Source organism: Streptococcus sp. 27098_8_91, assembly GCF_041432385.1.
GTDB lineage: Bacteria > Bacillota > Bacilli > Lactobacillales > Streptococcaceae > Streptococcus.
The window spans coordinates 121194-138508 of sequence record NZ_JAPVZN010000005.1 but is presented as its reverse complement, the minus strand read 5'-3'; the positions used below and the strand labels follow the sequence as shown (position 1 = coordinate 138508).

The window sequence follows — 17315 nt, the reverse complement described above, 5'->3', positions numbered from 1 at the left end:
GTTTTTAGTTTTTATCCACAAGATGTGGATAACTAAGGAGAAAGCTGAAATATAAGGCTTTTTAAAAAGATAAATCGGTGGATAACCATGTTAGTTAAGAATAATAAAATAACAGCCTTATTTCAGGCTGTTAATAAATTGTTGGTATTCTTCTTGGTTATGGAAGGAAATTGAGATTTTACCACTATCTTTTTTTTGAAGGCTAATCTGAACATCTAATCCGAGTATTTTTTTCAATTTTTGCTCTTCCTCTTTGACAAAGTGGTCTTTTTCTTTTTTACTACTCTTCTTATTTTTTTGTAGTATTTGTTCAACTTGTCTAACTGAAAGATTTTCTGTTTGAATACGATGCAAGAGTGTATCTTGTCTGTCGCTTGATAATTGAATGAGGAGTCTAGCATGAGCCTGGGAAAGCTTCCCACTTTCGACTTCTGTCAGGATATGTTTAGGTAGCCCTAACAATCGAACTAGGTTTGTAATATAAGGTCGAGATTTCCCCATTTTTTCAGCAATTTCTGAGTGGGTAAAACCTTTATCGATTAAGGACTGGTATGCTTTAGCTTCTTCGATAGGATTTAAATTTTCGCGTTGGAGATTTTCAATGATGGAATGAAGCATCATATCTTGATCAGAAAGTTGCTTAATAATTACTGGAATTTCTGAAAGTCCGGCAGCTATTGAAGCACGATACCGTCTTTCTCCAGCTAGAATTTCATATCCAAGTACTGGAGATTTTCTAACGATAATTGGCTGAATCAAGCCGTTTTCCTTAATGGATTGTGCCAACTCTTGTATTTTTCCTTCTGAAAATTCCTTACGAGGTTGATAGGGATTTTTTTGAATATCCTTTATTTGAACAATTTTAAATTCTTCCATAATTCTACATTATCATAACTTAGATATTCTGTAAAGCAACTTTACATATCTGTAAACTATTGTTCCAAATCACTAGTACTCTTATCTAATTTAATGGTAGTTGTTTCTTCTTTACCATTACGGTAGTATGTAATGGTCATGCTATCTCCGATAGAATGACTATATAGAGCACTTTGTAATTCAGTAGTTGAAGAAATAGCTTTATCATCTACTTTTGTAATGACGTCATATTGTTGTAGATGTCCATTGGCAGGCATACTAGTTATAACAGAACGAACAACTACTCCTGCAGTGACACTTGATGGTACATTCAATCTTTGTAAATCAGTGCTACTAAGATTTGAAAGGTTGACCATTTGAATGCCCAAGGCTGGTCGAGTGACTTTTCCATTCTTTTCTAATTGATTGATAATATTGATGGCATCGTTTGAAGGAATCGCAAATCCAAGTCCTTCCACAGAAGTTCCACCGTTTGTGGCTATTTTACTAGATGTAATTCCGATTACTTGTCCCTGAATATTGATAAGGGGACCGCCAGAGTTTCCAGGGTTGATAGCTGTATCTGTTTGGATAGCCTTTGTAGAGATAGCTTGTCCATCTTCAGATTTTAAAGAAACATTTCTATTCAAACTTGACACGATACCTTGTGTAACGGTATTGGCGTACTCAGAGCCTAGAGGACTTCCGATTGCAATGGCAGTCTCTCCGACTGTTAGTTGATCAGAATCTCCAAATTCAGCTACGGTAGTCACCTTATCTGCAGCAATTTTTACAACTGCAATGTCAGAATAAGTATCAGAACCAACAATTTCACCTGGAACTTTGGTTCCGTCAGCTAAACGAATATCCACTTTTTTAGCTCCACTGATAACGTGAGTATTGGTTACGAGGTAAGCAAAGTTACCTTCTTTTTTATAAATAACTCCAGAACCTTCACTCGATACTTGCTCAGTATTTGTATCTGTATCAGTTTCTGCAGATCCAAATAAACTATTTTGGGAGTTTGCAGAGTAAGTAATGACAGATACCACAGCATCTTTAACTTTATCGACTGCCTGTGTAGTTGAGTTTTCATTTTTTACAGCTGTTTTGCTGACAGTGGTGGTATTTGTTGGACTAGTGTTTTGTTTTTGACTTAGTTGCAATGTCGTAAAACTACCTAAAACACCACTAAAAAAGCTAATGAGAATGACTAATAAAAGTTGTCCCCATTTTTTGGAACTAGTTTGTAAGTTTTTCATAGAAGCCTCCATGTTTTTTTAATCAATGAAAGTATAAAATAGCTAGCTTAATCCAAGCTTAAAGAAAGAAAGTTTTTCACAACTTGTGGATAACTTTCAAGAACCTGTGAATTTATTGAATTTTTTCAAAATCTTCTCTGTGAATAAGATGTGAAATTGAGTGTGAATATGTTAGAATAGAAGAATGAAAATTAAAGTGGTAACAGTTGGAAAACTGAAAGAAAAATATCTCAAAGATGGCATAGCAGAATACTCCAAGAGAATTTCACGATTTGCTAATCTAGAAATGATTGAGTTGGCTGATGAAAAAACACCAGATCGGGCCAGCGAATCTGAAAATCAAAAGATTTTGGAGTTGGAAGGGAACCGCATTCTTGCTAAAGTAGGGGAACGTGATTTTGTAGTTGTTTTAGCTATTGAAGGAACAACTTTTTCTTCTGAAGAGTTCAGTAAGCAGCTTGAAAGAGCTTCTATCAATGGATTTTCGACAATCACTTTTATCATTGGGGGGAGTTTAGGAATATCTCCAGAGGTGAAAAAGAGAGCCAATCTCTCTGTTAGTTTTGGTAGATTGACGCTTCCTCATCAACTGATGAGATTAGTCTTAGTAGAACAAATCTATAGAGCATTTTCGATTCAACAAGGCTCACCTTATCACAAATAGATGATTGACTAAGCTAGCTTTTTTTGATAAGATAGATTAGTAAGGTCTCATAGCTCAGCTGGATAGAGCATTCGCCTTCTAAGCGAACGGTCGCAGGTTCGAATCCTGCTGGGATCAGTTAAATCGTAAGCTGGGAAAAAATCCCAGCTTTTTTTGTAAAAATTTGACATTTCAGAATAAAATTTGAGCATTTGAGAAATAATTCTCTATAGGTATCGTAGATTTTATATAATATTTTTGTAAGTTAATTTACAAGAAAAACATTATAGGAGTTTATATTATGAAAAAGAATACAGATTTTGCTCAAATGAAAGATTTCCAAGAATTGAATGAAAAAGAATTGCAGGAAATCAGAGGTGGGGAATGGAGACCTCCATATACAATAAATAATTTTCTTTTTCCAAAAAGAAAGTAAGTAAAAATAAAGGTGGGAAATAATGAATTTATTCGGATTAGTAATTGCTATTGTTTATGTTTTTATTATTAGTAAAATTCATGAAAGGGTTTGTAAAGCAACTAGAAAAGACCAATATTTTTTTAGTCTTTATATCTTTCTAATACCATTAGTATTGGAAGTAATTCTCTATTTCTTGAAATTAGATAGTTTTAGTTTGTCTAAATTTTTATTTCCTTTCCTCCTATTTGGTTACTTTGTTGGATTTAAGAAGTATGAGAAATCTAAGGGAATTTTTATCAGTCTATTATTTTCTCTTTTATATAATAGTACTAATAACTTTTTATCAGTAACCTTATCATCTATTACAGGAGATGAGTTTGCATTGAAGTATAACAATTATTTTTCTCTATTTATCCTGATCTTAACTTATTTGGTTATTAAAGTTGTTGTGTCTTATTTCCATCTCGAATTTAAATATTTTGATAAAGACTATCTATATCCTTTTCTGAAGAAAGTGCTCTTTGCATTTGTTTTTCTACACGTTGTCTCTTTCACTTCAGATATTGTGAGTACGATTCGTCACTTAAATGGCTTTGGAAGTATTTTATCATCCATTGTTTTTGTTGGCCTACTTTTGACTTTTTTCTCCATGAATTCTCATAAAGTTCAGATAGAAAAAGAGATTGAATTGGAACAAAAGAAGTTTGAGCAAAAACATTTACAAACTTACACGGATGAAATTGTTTCCTTATATAATGAGATTCGTGGTTTTCGTCATGATTATACAGGCATGCTTATCAGCTTAAGAATGGCGATTGAAAGTAAAGATTTACAAGAGATTGACAGAGTTTACAGTGAAGTTCTTGTCAAAGCAAATCAAAAATTACGTTCAGACAAGTATACCTATTTCGATTTGAACAATATTGAGGATTCAGCACTTCGTAGTTTGATTGCTCAATCTATTGTCAATGCGAAAACTAATGATGTAGAGTATACATTAGAGGTAAAAGATATCATTACTCCTTTGTCTATGGAACTGTTAGATTTGGTGCGCGTGATGAGCGTTCTGCTCAATAATGCTGTTGAAGGGGCAGTTGAAAGCTATCAAAAACAACTAGAGGTAGCTATTATCAAGTTGGATCTTGAAACCCTAGTTGTCATCCAAAACTCTTGTAAAAAAAGAAAGGTAAAATCCGAAGATTTATTTGAATTAGGATTTTCAACTAAAGGAAGACATAGAGGACTTGGACTTAATAATGTTAAAGAAATTTTAGGAAAATATGACAATGTTATTTTAGAAACAGAAATTGATAATGATGTATTTAAACAAGTAATTAGATTTAAGAGGGAACTGATATGAAAGTATTAATTTTAGAAGATATTATAGAACACCAAGTAAGGTTAGAAACAACTCTGAATAAAATTTCTAAGGAAACAAATATTCCTATCTCCTATAAAACAACAGGAAAAGTAAGAGAGTTTATGGAATATGTAGAGCATGATGAAGTCAATCAGCTTTATTTTCTAGATATTGATATCAATGGGATTGAGAGAAAAGGATTTGAGGTTGCTCAATTTATTCGCCATCGCAATCCTTATGCGATTATTGTTTTTATTACAAGTCGATCTGAATTTGCTACCTTGACTTATAAATACAAAGTTTCAGCATTGGATTTCATTGATAAAGAAACCAGTGATCAAGTTTTTAAAAATAGAGTTGCCGACTGTGTGCTTTACACTAAGACTACTTTACTTGAAAACCAATCAGTCGTTGATTATTTTGATTATAGTTATAAAGGAAATGATCTTTGTATTCCTTATCATGATATTCTCTACATTGAGACAACTGGAACTTCTCATAAATTACGAATTGTAGGTAAGAATTTTGCCAAAGAATTCTATGGAACAATGACAGATATTCAAGAAAAGGATAAAGAAACCCAACGTTTTTATCTAGCTCATAAGTCATTTTTAGTCAATATCGGTAATGTGAGAGAAATTGATCGTAAAAAAATGGAAGTTGTATTTTATGAAGATCATCGTTGTCCTATCTCTCGCCTAAAAACTAAAAAATTGAGAGAACTAATGGCTAAAAACCAAAAAAAGTAATTGACAATTTTTGATAAATTGATATAATGGTTATATCTGCTACAGGTAGAGGGTCCGTTGGTTAAGAAATCGTCTTTTCATAGCGGTAACACGGGTTCGAATTCCGTACGGACTATTTAATCCGCCATAGCTCAGTTGGTAGTAGCGCATGACTGTTAATCATGATGTCGTAGGTTCGAGTCCTACTGGCGGAGTCAGATGAAAGGAACACTAATTTGGTGTTCCTTTTTTTGATTCTTTGTCCGATGTAATGAGGGGAGGTATACCTAACATACGGAGAGATAATGATTTGTGTCCGAAAATAAAACTAAGGAAATTGTATTGCATTAGCATTAGCCTAATAAGAACAACAAAATAGGCTCCATAATATCCATAGGGGTTTGATTTCCTATAACTATTATAGAGCTTTTTATTAATTTGTATCCCCTAACATTTTCATCAAAAAGTCCGTGATTTCTTGTGGACTTTCTTTTTTTCCGTGGGCAATCCAGGTTTGACAGACTCCAAAGAGAGCATTTGTTAGGTAGACGCTACTGTATTCTAATTCTACTTCATTTAGTTTGAGTTGCATAAAACGTTTTTGAAGGTCTGTGCTCAGTAGGATGTGAAGCTTATTTCTCAGGAAATTTTGAATTTCCTTGGTTCCATTTTCAGATAAAAGAGCTGCTAGAAGCGGTTCTGATTCCAAGTATTCAAATACTTCTAGAATAGCATCTCGTTTGTGATTAGCATGTTTTTGAAAGATATATTCGAAGGTATGAAATAGTTTACTTTGGTAATGTTCAATCATATCGTATTTATCTTTGTAATGAGTATAGAAACTGGAGCGGCTAATTCCAGCTTTTTGTGCTAATTTAACAGTTGTAATCTGATCGAATGGTTGTTCCATCAATAATTCTACCATGGCATTTTCGATAATACGCTTGGTTTTTAATCGTTTATTACTTTCTTGCATGTTCCCTCCAGATGAACATTTTTAGACAATGTGTTCAAAAAATAGTTTTTTTATCTTGTCTTTTTAATTTTTTTATGTATAATCTATTATATCAAAAATTTAGACAAGTAGTTTAAAAAAGGAGACAATATGTTTAAAGAATGGAAAGCAATCTTTAAAAAACCGACATTTATTATTGTTATGATAGGAATTTCCTTAATTCCTGCTCTTTACAATATCATTTTCTTATCATCAATGTGGGATCCATACGGTAAACTTTCGGAGTTACCTGTAGCAATTGTTAATAAGGACCAAGCTGCTACTTATAATGATGAAAAATTCACTATTGGTGAAGACATGATGTCTAATTTAAAAGATAGTAATAGCCTGGATTTTCATTTTGTAGATGAAGGTGAGGGAGAAAGAGGACTGCGGGATGGAGATTATTACATGGTTGTAACGTTGCCAAGTAATCTTTCTGAGAAAGCTTCTTCTATCCTTACAAATCATCCTGAACAGATGACGATTGACTATCAGACATCAAGTGGTCATAGTTTTATTGCAAGCAAGATGAGTGATTCTGCCATGACACAAATCAAACAGACTGTGGCTACTAAAGTTACTCAATCTTATACCAAAGCTTTATTTGATAAGATGGGGGATTTAAAACTTGGTTTATCTCAAGCGGCAAATGCAAGTTTACAGTTAGCTGATGGTTCGAATCAGCTTTCTGATGGGAGTCACACCTTATCAACCAATCTTCAAACCTTAGCTCAATCGAGTTTCACATTTTCTAATGGTGCTGATCAATTATCTACAGGTTTAGGAACCTATACAGCTGGTGTAAATCAGTTAAATCTTGGTCTTGGTAATTTTAATACTGGTTTAAATCAATATACCAGCGCTATTTCACAAATCGATAATGGATTAAACCAACTGAATTCACAGACACCGGCACTGGTATCAGGATTGACTCAACTTGATGCAGGCACACAAGCCTATACAGGTGGTGTTTCTCAACTCAATTCAGGATTAAATCAATTTTCACTTGGTATTGATACTTATACAAATGGAGTTCAAAGTCTATCATCAGGTGCAAATCAGATTTCTACTAAATCAGAGACTCTACGTACAGGACTAACACAACTTAATCAAGGTATTCAAGAACTTTCTACTCAATTAGATGGGACAACCCAACAAAAAGATCAGATTAAACAATTAACAACTAGTTTAGAGCAATTTAATCAAGCTATTCAAAATATTCAAACATCAGATAGTGGAGAGATAACACAAGTAACAAAACAGCTTTCTAGTAGTCTATCAACGATTGCAAATTCAGCACAAAGCATCATTACTTCAAATCAATCTGAAAAAGAAACTACTTTATCAGCTATTCAATCTACGAGTGCTTATCAAAGCTTGACTCCTGACCAACAGACAGAGATAACTTCTGTGGTTTCTAATCAATCATCTTCTACTGGTGAGTCAGCACGAACAATTTTAACTACAGTTCAAACGTTACAATCTTCTTTAGAAAATGTAACTACTCAAACAGATAGTCTAACTCAATTAAAGAATCACTCAAGTCAATTATTACCAACTGCTTCTTCAACATTGACAAGTTTGTCAAGTGGATTAACACAGATTCAAACAGCAATTGATGGTCAGTTATTGCCAGCTAGTCAAGCTCTTGCATCTGGTATTGACAGCTATACAAAATCTGTAGACCAAGTAGCTTTAGGAGCAAGTCAGTTGAGTTCGAAAAATTCGAACTTGACAGGAAGTTTTAATAAGTTGCTACAAGGCTCTAATCAGTTGACAGAAAATTCTTCTACATTGACAGGTGCTACTGCTAAATTAGCAGCGAATGGGCCAGAATTAGCAACAGGAATTGATAAACTTGCATCAGGTGTCAACCAAGTAAACAATAAAACATCAGATTTAACTGCTGGATTTAATCAATTACAATCGGGTTCTCAACAATTAGCGGATAAATCAGACCAGCTAGTTTCAGGAGCAAATCAACTAGCTAATGGTTCTGAAAAAATAGCTAGTGGAGCAGATCAACTTGCTCAAGGATCTGAAATTTTACAATCAGGACTTGGAAAATTAAGTGATGGTTCAAGTCAATTAAATCAAGGTTTGACAGAGGCTGAGGGGCAATTGCAACAGGCTTCAACTGAACCAACAAATGCAGACTTACTGGCTGATCCTTTAAGTCTTTCAAAAACTGATACGGATCAAGTTGCTGTTAATGGGATTGCTATGGCTCCGTATATGATATCAGTTGCTCTTTTTGTTGCTGCTATTTCAACTAATATGATTTTTGCTAAATTGCCTTCTGGGCGCCATCCAGAAAGTCGCTGGGCTTGGTTTAAGTCTCGCTTTGAAATTAACGGTATCATTGCTGGTTTGGCAGGAGTATTAGTTTATGGTGGAGTACATTTAATTGGACTTACTGCAGTACATGAATTCAAAACCTTAGCTTTGATCATTTTAACCAGCCTTGCTTTCATGGCGATGGTAACAGCATTGACAACCTGGAATTCTCGCCTAGGCGCCTTCTTCTCTTTAATTTTATTACTCCTTCAATTAGCATCAAGTGCAGGAACTTATCCTTTAGCTTTGACGAATCAATTCTTTAAAACTATTAATCCATGGTTACCTATGAGTTATTCAGTTTCAGGTTTACGACAAACCATTTCTATGACAGGCAATATTCATAGTCAGATTATTTTCCTTATCTTTACAGTAATGATTTTTGTTGCTTTAGGAATGCTAGCCTATCAACCTAAAAAAGCTGAAGAAAACTAAAAACAATCGACCAATTCGGTCGATTTTTTTTTTATCTAGAATATTTTTTTCTTTGAATATCATAAAAAATAAAGACAATAATGGCTATAAGAGAACAACTTGCACCAGCAACAAATCCTTTTGGAATAAAGGAAAGGGTAATAGTTCCTTCACCTTCAGGAACATCAATTTTCATAAATCCAGTTTGTGCCTGTTGAATTTGTAATTTTTTACCATTTTGGTAAGCAGACCATCCTCGGTCGTAAGGAATTGTGAAAAAGATCGATGTCTCATTCTTTACCTTATAATTTACAGTGACTTTATTTTTATAAGAGCTCACTTCTACTGGATTTTCTTTTATTTTGCGTATAGCCTCCGTATATTTCTTAGTATCTAAGCGATAGAAAGTTGGAGATTCAAATGATACTTGAGCATTTCCTGGGAACTTAACCTGGATATCAAAAGTTTGTTTATGTTCTGCATATCCAAGATTAAAAAATGTAAAAACATTATCTGTGGTAAAGGATTTTTTTTCACCATTGACAATGATGTCAACTTGCTTTTTCTTATCATTTGAAAAATTTAGCTTGGTCATGGAAAGGTAAACCTGACTATTATCTGGTACTTCAATGCTGTAGCTGATAGTTGCATCTTCAGTATCAGTTCCGTTTAGATTGACCACGTTGTCACCAGAATCTGTATGATGATTTATCGGATAAAAGTACTCTTCATTTAAGCCAGCAATTTGATTTAAAAATTGAGTTTGATTATCAAGAGTATGGTCATTAAAAGTGACATCTTTGTAAAGAGACTGTGTAGCAAAAGCAATTGGGAGAGCGAATTGATTTTTATAAAGGGTTAGATTATCTTTTTGATAGCTTGGATGAAAACCATATTTATCTGGATAGGTTTCAGAAATATTGTAGCTGATTCCAAATAAACTATCTGCAATGATAGTATTATTTGCATAACGAAGATTAAGGTTGGTACCTGAAGATTTAAAACCCAACTTATCTAACGTTGTACTTGCAGAACGATTACGAACAGATGAAAATTGTGAGATGCCATTGTAGTTAAATTTCATGCTATCGTTTCCAGTTTGAGTTTGTAACTTTTCAGTTCGTGTAAATGTATCTGGTTGCTGTTTGGTATACTCCAAAATAGCTTCCATACTTGGAATATCTTTATCATAGGTACTACGAGAAGCAAATCCCCATTCTTTCGTAATTCCATTTAGTTGAGATGAAGCATTAAAACTAATTTCACTTATTGTAAAGATCAAAATAAGGATTGAAAAGATTTTTGGTGAAATCATCTTTCGGATAAATGCCAGTAACAATAGCAAGTATACCACTAGAAATTCAATTGTTAAAAGGATATTTAAGTTAGTTAAAAACGAATAATGGTTTTTAAAATAAATGGTTGCTAGATAACCAGATAAAAGGAAGGTTATTGAGAATAAAATATTCCATAACTTAATATCCTTAAATCTATTTAAAACTTCCGCAGATATATAAATCAAAAGAGTAGAGAAAATCCACGCATAGCGATGAAGAAACATATTTGGCGCGTGCATTCCTTGCCAAAATAAATCTAAGGCTTCTAGATAAAAACTAGCAATGATGATAATGAGTAGAGTTGCATAGCATAGTTTCACGTGAAACTTAATTGATTTTAATGTAAAGAATACAATTGTTAAGATAAAAGGAAGGAGGCCAACAAAAATCATTGGGATAGAACCATATTTAGTTGTATCGAAAGCACCAATAAATTGTTTAGCGAATAGATCTAGATACCAACTGGCATCTGTTTTTATTTTTGTAATAGCGGTTAGTTTTTCACCATGAGTTCTTAAATCAAACAAGGTTGGGAGTGTCATGATGAAACTTGTTAAACCAGCGAGTAAGGATGTTAGGAAAAAATCAAGGAAAGAATACTTGCGACTTTTAAAATCCCAGGAAAGTTGGCAAAAATACCAAACTACCAAAAACAGGGCAGTCATATAACCGAAATAGTAGTTTTGGATAAATAAGATTGACAAACTTGTAAAGTATAGAATACGTTTTTTTTCCGTTATGAGTAGATGTAAACCAGTTAAAATTAAGGGGATTAAAATAAAAACATCCAACCAGGTCTTAATCTCTACTTGACTAACTGTAAAGCTCATTAAAGCATAAGAGGTAGATAAAGATAATCTGAGTGGTGTTGGTAAATTTTTGAATATTATACTCAAGCTAAAAAAGGTTGACAGACCTATCAAGCCAAATTTTAACAAGGTGGAAAGATAAACTGCATCTGGCATGCTTGATAAATCAAAAAAATAAACAAGAGGTGATAGAAAACTACCAAGATAATAACTGGACAAGGCATAAAAATTGAGACCTAGACCACTGGTAAAAGTATAAAATAGACTATCACTTCCGTGTAAAATATTACGAAGATTAAGATCAAAAATAACATATTGATGAAATCCATCCCCTAATAAAGGTGAAGTATCACTATTCCAGTAGATACCTTGAGAAAGATAGACTCCGAACATAATCACTAGGGGAATAATGAAAGAAATAAGATAGGTCCAATAGTTTCTGAAAAATTTTTTCATGTTACCTCATAGAATGATAGAAAACTCAGTTGGTTAATCCAACTGAGTTTTAAAGTATTTAGTCTTTCCAAAGTTCTTTAACTTTTGCTTGTACTTCAGCATTTTCTAAGAATTCATCATAGGTTTCATCGATACGGTCGATTACACCGTTTTTAGATAGGACAATAATGTGGTTAGCCAATGTTTGAATGAATTCATGGTCATGGCTGGCGAAGATGATAGATTCTTTGAAGTTTTTCAATCCATCGTTCAAGCTTGAAATAGATTCCAAATCTAAGTGATTTGTAGGATCGTCAAGTACAAGAACATTTGATTTCAAAAGCATGAGTTTCGATAGCATCACGCGCACTTTTTCTCCCCCTGATAATACATTTACAGGTTTGTTAACCTCATCTCCAGAGAAGAGCATACGACCAAGGAAACCACGCAAGAAGGTATTATCATCTTCTTCTTTACTTGCGAATTGACGTAGCCAGTCAAGAATAGATTCACTCCCAGCAAAATCAGCTGAATTGTCTTTTGGTAAGTAAGAGCGACTAGTTGTAACCCCCCACTTGACAGTTCCTTCATAGTCGATATCACCCATGATCGCACGAATCAATGCAGTTGTTTGAATGTCGTTTTGTCCGATAAGAGCTGTCTTGTCACCTGGACGCAAGATAAAGCTGATGTTGTCAAGAATAGTTTCGCCATCAATCTTGACAGATAGATTTTCTACTGTCAAGAGATCGTTACCGATTTCTCGTTCAGCTTTAAAGTTGATAAATGGATATTTACGACTAGATGGCACAATTTCTTCAAGCTCAATCTTATCAAGCATTTTCTTACGTGATGTTGCTTGTCTTGATTTAGAAGCATTAGCAGAGAATCGAGCAACGAATTCTTGGAGTTGCTTAATTTTTTCTTCTGCTTTTGCATTACGGTCTGCTAGCAATTTAGCAGCAAGCTCAGAAGATTCTTTCCAGAAGTCGTAGTTTCCGACATAGAGTTTGATTTTTCCAAAGTCAAGGTCGGCCATGTGAGTACATACTTTGTTTAAGAAGTGACGGTCATGGGATACGACAATAACGGTGTTATCAAAGTCAATCAAGAAATCTTCTAACCAAGTAATAGATTGGATATCAAGACCGTTGGTTGGCTCGTCTAGAAGAAGAACATCTGGTTTACCAAACAAGGCTTTAGCAAGGAGAACTTTCACTTTATCTCCATTTGCTAGTTCACTCATATTTTGGTAATGAAGATCTTCAGGGATATTTAAGTTTTGCAAGAGTTGTGAAGCTTCACTCTCAGCTTCCCAACCACCTAGTTCAGCAAATTCTCCTTCAAGCTCAGCTGCACGAACTCCATCTTCATCAGTAAAGTCTGCTTTCATATAGATAGCATCTTTTTCTTTCATGATGTTGTATAGTTTTTCATTACCCATGATAACAACATCAATAACACGTTCATCCTCATAGTCAAAGTGATTTTGACGAAGCACAGAAAGACGTTCATCAGGTCCAAGAGAAACATGACCAGTTGTAGGTTCGATATCACCAGATAAGATTTTTAAAAATGTTGATTTACCTGCACCGTTAGCACCAATTAAACCATAGGTGTTTCCTTCTGTAAATTTGATGTTGACCTCATCAAAAAGTTTGCGATCACTAAAACGTAGTGAAACATCAGATACTGTTAGCAATTTTTTTCTCCTATTATATGTAATACTCTAATTCTACTAGAAAATCAGCAAATATTCAAATTTTTATCTGTCAATTATTTGTAAAGGATGTTTACAAATAGTTTACAGTTGAGTAGTTAAAATCGTAATTATTTGATAAAAAAATTTATCTGTCTTTTTATCAAAAAAATGCTATAATTGAAAGGACCATATCAAAGGAGAATAAGATGAATAAACCCATTATTTTAACAGGAGATCGTCCAACGGGTAAATTACATATTGGGCACTACGTTGGTAGTTTAAAAAATCGTGTCTTATTACAGCAAGAAGATAAATATGACATGTTTGTTTTTTTGGCTGACCAGCAAGCTTTAACTGACCATGCAAAAGATCCACAAACTATTGTAGAGTCTATTGGGAATGTTGCCTTGGACTATCTTGCAGTGGGATTAGATCCTAATAAATCAACGATTTTCATTCAAAGTCAAATTCCAGAATTGGCAGAGTTGTCTATGTATTACATGAATCTGGTGTCTTTGGCTCGTCTGGAGCGTAATCCTACTGTAAAGACAGAAATTGCTCAGAAAGGATTTGGAGAAAGTATTCCAACTGGATTTTTAGTTTATCCAATTGCTCAAGCAGCAGATATCACAGCTTTTAAGGCTAACTATGTTCCTGTAGGTACAGACCAAAAACCGATGATTGAACAAACGCGTGAGATTGTACGTTCATTCAACCATGCCTATAATTGTGATGTTTTAGTAGAACCGGAAGGAATTTATCCTGAAAACGAAGGAGCAGGTCGCTTACCTGGTCTTGATGGAAATGCCAAAATGTCTAAATCGCTTAATAATGGTATATACTTGTCAGATGATGCAGATACTTTGCGTAAGAAAGTAATGAGTATGTATACAGATCCAGATCACATTCGTGTCGAGGATCCAGGTAAGATTGAAGGAAATATGGTTTTCCATTATTTAGATGTTTTCGGACGTCCTGAAGATGCTCAAGAAATTTCTGACATGAAAGAGCATTATCAACGTGGAGGTTTAGGTGATGTAAAGACTAAACGTTATCTACTGGAAATCCTAGAACGTGAACTTGGTCCAATCCGTGAACGTCGCCTTGAATATGCCAAAGATATGGGTGAAGTGTATAATATGCTTCAAAAAGGTAGTGAAAAAGCTCGAGAAGTTGCTGGCCAAACGCTATCAGAAGTAAAATCAGCAATGGGTCTAAATTACTTTCATTAATAGATAAAATACGAACTCTAAAACTATCTCTTCTTTAAAGTTAAAGGGATAGTTTTTTTACATTATCTATTATCAATATAATTGACAAATTTTCATAGAATGGTATGATAGATACAATACAAAAAGCGTCAAGCTCAAAAAGAAAGAAAAGAGGAAATTTCAATGTCTAATTGGGACACTAAATTTTTGAAAAAAGGTTTTACCTTTGATGATGTATTGCTTATTCCAGCAGAGAGTCATGTATTGCCTAATGATGCAGATTTAACAACAAAATTGGCAGATAATTTGACTTTAAATATCCCAATTATTACAGCAGCCATGGATACTGTAACAGAAAGCCAAATGGCTATTGCTATTGCGCGTGCAGGTGGTCTTGGTGTTATCCATAAAAATATGTCTATTGAGCAGCAGGCAGATGAAGTTCGTAAGGTAAAACGTTCTGAAAATGGTGTTATCATTGATCCATTCTTCTTGACTCCAGAGCATACAATTGCAGAAGCAGATGAACTCATGGGACGTTACCGTATCAGTGGTGTTCCAGTGGTTGAAACTCTTGAAAATCGTAAATTGGTTGGTATTTTAACAAACCGAGACCTTCGTTTTATTTCAGATTACAATCAACCAATTTCAAAACACATGACCAGTGAAAACTTGGTTACTGCTCCAGTTGGTACAGACTTAAAAACTGCTGAGAGCATTCTTCAAGAACACCGTATTGAAAAACTTCCACTGGTTGATGAAAAAGGTCGTCTTTCTGGCTTGATCACAATCAAAGATATTGAAAAAGTAATTGAATTTCCAAATGCTGCAAAAGATGAATTTGGTCGTCTTCTTGTTGCTGGTGCGGTAGGTGTTACTTCTGATACATTTGAACGTGCTGAAGCCCTCTTTGAAGCAGGGGCTGATGCCATTGTTATCGATACTGCTCATGGTCACTCAGCGGGTGTTCTTCGTAAAATCGCTGAAATCCGTGCGCATTTCCCAGACCGTACACTGATTGCTGGGAACATCGCTACTGCTGAAGGTGCGCGTGCCCTTTATGACGCAGGAGTTGACGTTGTTAAAGTTGGTATTGGACCAGGTTCAATCTGTACAACTCGTGTTATTGCAGGTGTCGGAGTTCCACAAGTTACAGCTATCTATGATGCGGCAGCAGTTGCGCGTGAATATGGCAAAACAATCATCGCTGATGGTGGAATCAAGTATTCTGGCGATATTGTAAAAGCTCTTGCTGCTGGTGGAAATGCAGTAATGCTTGGTTCAATGTTCGCGGGAACAGATGAAGCTCCAGGTGAAACTGAAATCTTCCAAGGACGTAAGTTCAAGACATACCGCGGTATGGGCTCAATTGCTGCTATGAAGAAGGGGTCAAGCGACCGTTACTTCCAAGGTTCTGTCAATGAAGCAAACAAACTGGTTCCAGAAGGAATCGAAGGTCGTGTTGCTTATAAAGGTGCAGCAGCCGATATCGTCTTCCAAATGATTGGTGGTATTCGTTCTGGTATGGGTTACTGTGGTGCTGCTAACCTAAAAGAATTACATGACAATGCTCAGTTTATCGAAATGTCTGGTGCTGGTCTAAAAGAAAGCCATCCACACGATGTGCAAATCACAAATGAAGCACCAAACTACTCAATGTAATAAAAAAATCTCCTGTTTGACAGGAGATTTTTTTATTACAATATTGTAAATATTAGTTTACAGACAATTGACCATCTTTTACTGTAAATACACTGAGATTATCAGGTAAGTTCTGAAGATGCTCTAAACTAGTTGTAGTAATAAAGGTTTGAATGTTTTGAGATATAGTCTCTAATAATTTAAGTTGACGAGTATTGTCAAGTTCACTCATAACATCGTCAAGTAAAAGAATAGGCGCTTCCTTGGTAATACTCTCCATCAACTCAATTTCAGCTAGTTTGATAGAGAGGACAAGGCTACGATGCTGTCCTTGACTGCCAAAACTTGCTTCTATACCGTTGATTAAGAAAATCATATCATCTCGATGAGGACCAACTCCAGTATTCTTCTTAAATAAATCTCTTGATCTACTTTTTTGAAGTGCTGCATAGAAAGATTCTGCTAGTTTTCCCTTGTCAGTGAAGTTTACGGATGGTTGATAACGAATTGACAACTCTTCTAATTGGTCTGAAATATCAAAGTGCTTTTCACGACCAAAAGATTCCATTTTTTTTATAAATTCTTCTCTGTGGACCATCACCCGACAACCGTAGTCTACTAGCTGGTCATCTAGAACAGATAAAAATGTTTCGTCAATCTGATTCGCTGATTTTAAGTAGGTATTTCTTTGTTTGAGCACATGGTTGTAGCTTGACAAGTCTGACAAGTATATGGGTTTGATTTGTCCTAGTTCCATATCTATAAACTTACGTCGGATAGCAGGTGCTCCTTTGACAAGTTGTAAATCTTCGGGTGCAAATAGAACAACATTCATGTGTCCAATATAGTCAGATAGCCGAGCTTGTTTTAAGTGATTAACTTTAGTAATCCGACCTTTTGGAGTCAAGTCAATCTCAAGTGGAACAGTAGCCGTTCGTTTTTGAAGAATTCCAGAAACTTGAAGCTGTTCTTCTTCAAATTGAATTAAATTTTTGTCTGTCTTTGTCCGATGGCTTCTAGTTAAAGCTAAAAAGTAAATACTTTCCAGGAGATTGGTTTTGCCTTGTGCATTTCGACCAACAAATACATTCAATTTAGGATTAAATTCAATTTCAGTATCCTGATAGTTTCGAAATTGTTTGATGGATAAATTTTTCAGCCACATA

General features: G+C 34.6%; 13 protein-coding genes and 2 tRNA genes. 9 read left to right on the top strand and 6 right to left on the bottom strand.

Translation table 11 applies throughout. The annotated features are described in order from the left end of the window. Nucleotides 1-117: 117 nt before the first annotated feature. Both O3611_RS06260 and O3611_RS06255 read right to left on the bottom strand, forming a co-directional pair. Entirely contained in the window at nt 118-876 is a 759-nt protein-coding gene (locus tag O3611_RS06260) for a ParB/RepB/Spo0J family partition protein (RefSeq protein WP_371608112.1), read from the bottom strand. A gap of 56 nt (nt 877-932) precedes the next feature. After that, on the bottom strand, nt 933-2117 hold the full coding sequence (locus O3611_RS06255) for a S1C family serine protease (RefSeq protein ID WP_075228915.1): 1185 nt from the start codon (nt 2115-2117) through the stop codon (nt 933-935). Nucleotides 2118-2301: 184 nt separating this feature from the next. On the opposite strand from O3611_RS06255, the gene rlmH reads away from it, so the two are divergent. The 6 genes from rlmH (at nt 2302) to O3611_RS06225 (ending at nt 5481) form a co-directional block, all read left to right on the top strand. Continuing rightward, nucleotides 2302-2781, top strand: coding sequence for a 23S rRNA (pseudouridine(1915)-N(3))-methyltransferase RlmH (rlmH, locus tag O3611_RS06250; protein ID WP_248035099.1), 480 nt, complete (start codon nt 2302-2304; stop codon nt 2779-2781). Nucleotides 2782-2824: 43 nt separating this feature from the next. After that, nucleotides 2825-2898 (top strand) — tRNA-Arg (locus O3611_RS06245). Between the two features lie 163 nt (nt 2899-3061). Further along, the gene (gene comC, locus O3611_RS06240; RefSeq protein WP_080936286.1) at nt 3062-3196 is read left to right on the top strand and encodes a competence-stimulating peptide ComC; all 135 of its coding nucleotides are present in this window, start codon (nt 3062-3064) and stop codon (nt 3194-3196) included. Nucleotides 3197-3218: 22 nt separating this feature from the next. Then, nucleotides 3219-4538 (top strand): competence system sensor histidine kinase ComD, encoded by a 1320-nt coding sequence (gene comD / locus O3611_RS06235; protein ID WP_371608111.1) that lies wholly within the window; start codon nt 3219-3221, stop codon nt 4536-4538. Continuing rightward, nucleotides 4535-5287 (top strand): competence system response regulator transcription factor ComE, encoded by a 753-nt coding sequence (comE, locus tag O3611_RS06230; protein ID WP_049530388.1) that lies wholly within the window; start codon nt 4535-4537, stop codon nt 5285-5287. Before comD ends, comE begins: the two co-directional genes overlap by 4 nt. A 120-nt stretch (nt 5288-5407) precedes the next feature. Continuing rightward, nucleotides 5408-5481 (top strand) — tRNA-Asn (locus O3611_RS06225). Nucleotides 5482-5699: 218 nt separating this feature from the next. On the opposite strand, the gene O3611_RS06220 is transcribed toward O3611_RS06225, so the two are convergent. After that, entirely contained in the window at nt 5700-6242 is a 543-nt protein-coding gene (locus O3611_RS06220; RefSeq protein ID WP_001158257.1) for a TetR/AcrR family transcriptional regulator, read from the bottom strand. Nucleotides 6243-6371: 129 nt separating this feature from the next. Between O3611_RS06220 and O3611_RS06215 the strand changes: the two genes are divergently transcribed. Next, nucleotides 6372-9035 carry a YhgE/Pip family protein gene (locus O3611_RS06215; RefSeq protein WP_371608110.1) on the top strand — a complete coding sequence of 888 codons (2664 nt, stop codon included), beginning with the start codon at nt 6372-6374 and terminating at the stop codon, nt 9033-9035. A gap of 31 nt (nt 9036-9066) precedes the next feature. Here O3611_RS06215 and O3611_RS06210 read toward each other — a convergent pair whose 3' ends face one another. Continuing rightward, nucleotides 9067-11616: a YfhO family protein gene (locus O3611_RS06210; RefSeq protein WP_371608109.1), complete on the bottom strand. Its 2550-nt coding sequence runs from the start codon at nt 11614-11616 to the stop codon at nt 9067-9069. Between the two features lie 58 nt (nt 11617-11674). After that, on the bottom strand, nt 11675-13297 hold the full coding sequence (locus O3611_RS06205; protein WP_371608108.1) for an ATP-binding cassette domain-containing protein: 1623 nt from the start codon (nt 13295-13297) through the stop codon (nt 11675-11677). A gap of 206 nt (nt 13298-13503) precedes the next feature. Here O3611_RS06205 and trpS point away from each other — a divergent pair, with 206 nt between their 5' ends. Continuing rightward, the gene (gene trpS / locus O3611_RS06200; RefSeq protein ID WP_371608107.1) at nt 13504-14529 is read left to right on the top strand and encodes a tryptophan--tRNA ligase; all 1026 of its coding nucleotides are present in this window, start codon (nt 13504-13506) and stop codon (nt 14527-14529) included. Between the two features lie 162 nt (nt 14530-14691). Continuing rightward, nucleotides 14692-16170 (top strand): IMP dehydrogenase, encoded by a 1479-nt coding sequence (gene guaB / locus O3611_RS06195; RefSeq protein WP_000073437.1) that lies wholly within the window; start codon nt 14692-14694, stop codon nt 16168-16170. Nucleotides 16171-16222: 52 nt separating this feature from the next. On the opposite strand, the gene recF is transcribed toward guaB, so the two are convergent. Further along, nucleotides 16223-17314 (bottom strand): DNA replication/repair protein RecF, encoded by a 1092-nt coding sequence (recF, locus tag O3611_RS06190; protein WP_371608106.1) that lies wholly within the window; start codon nt 17312-17314, stop codon nt 16223-16225. Nucleotide 17315 lies beyond the last annotated feature (1 nt).

Coding starts and splice junctions, on each gene's coding strand:
- comD (WP_371608111.1), top strand. CDS start 3,219: ATGAATTTATTCGGATTAGTAATTGCTATTGTTTATGTTTTTATTATT.
- comC (WP_080936286.1), top strand. CDS start 3,062: ATGAAAAAGAATACAGATTTTGCTCAAATGAAAGATTTCCAAGAATTG.
- rlmH (WP_248035099.1), top strand. CDS start 2,302: ATGAAAATTAAAGTGGTAACAGTTGGAAAACTGAAAGAAAAATATCTC.
- O3611_RS06215 (WP_371608110.1), top strand. CDS start 6,372: ATGTTTAAAGAATGGAAAGCAATCTTTAAAAAACCGACATTTATTATT.
- O3611_RS06210 (WP_371608109.1), bottom strand. CDS start 11,616: ATGAAAAAATTTTTCAGAAACTATTGGACCTATCTTATTTCTTTCATT.
- recF (WP_371608106.1), bottom strand. CDS start 17,314: ATGTGGCTGAAAAATTTATCCATCAAACAATTTCGAAACTATCAGGAT.
- O3611_RS06260 (WP_371608112.1), bottom strand. CDS start 876: ATGGAAGAATTTAAAATTGTTCAAATAAAGGATATTCAAAAAAATCCC.
- guaB (WP_000073437.1), top strand. CDS start 14,692: ATGTCTAATTGGGACACTAAATTTTTGAAAAAAGGTTTTACCTTTGAT.
- O3611_RS06255 (WP_075228915.1), bottom strand. CDS start 2,117: ATGAAAAACTTACAAACTAGTTCCAAAAAATGGGGACAACTTTTATTA.
- trpS (WP_371608107.1), top strand. CDS start 13,504: ATGAATAAACCCATTATTTTAACAGGAGATCGTCCAACGGGTAAATTA.
- comE (WP_049530388.1), top strand. CDS start 4,535: ATGAAAGTATTAATTTTAGAAGATATTATAGAACACCAAGTAAGGTTA.
- O3611_RS06220 (WP_001158257.1), bottom strand. CDS start 6,242: ATGCAAGAAAGTAATAAACGATTAAAAACCAAGCGTATTATCGAAAAT.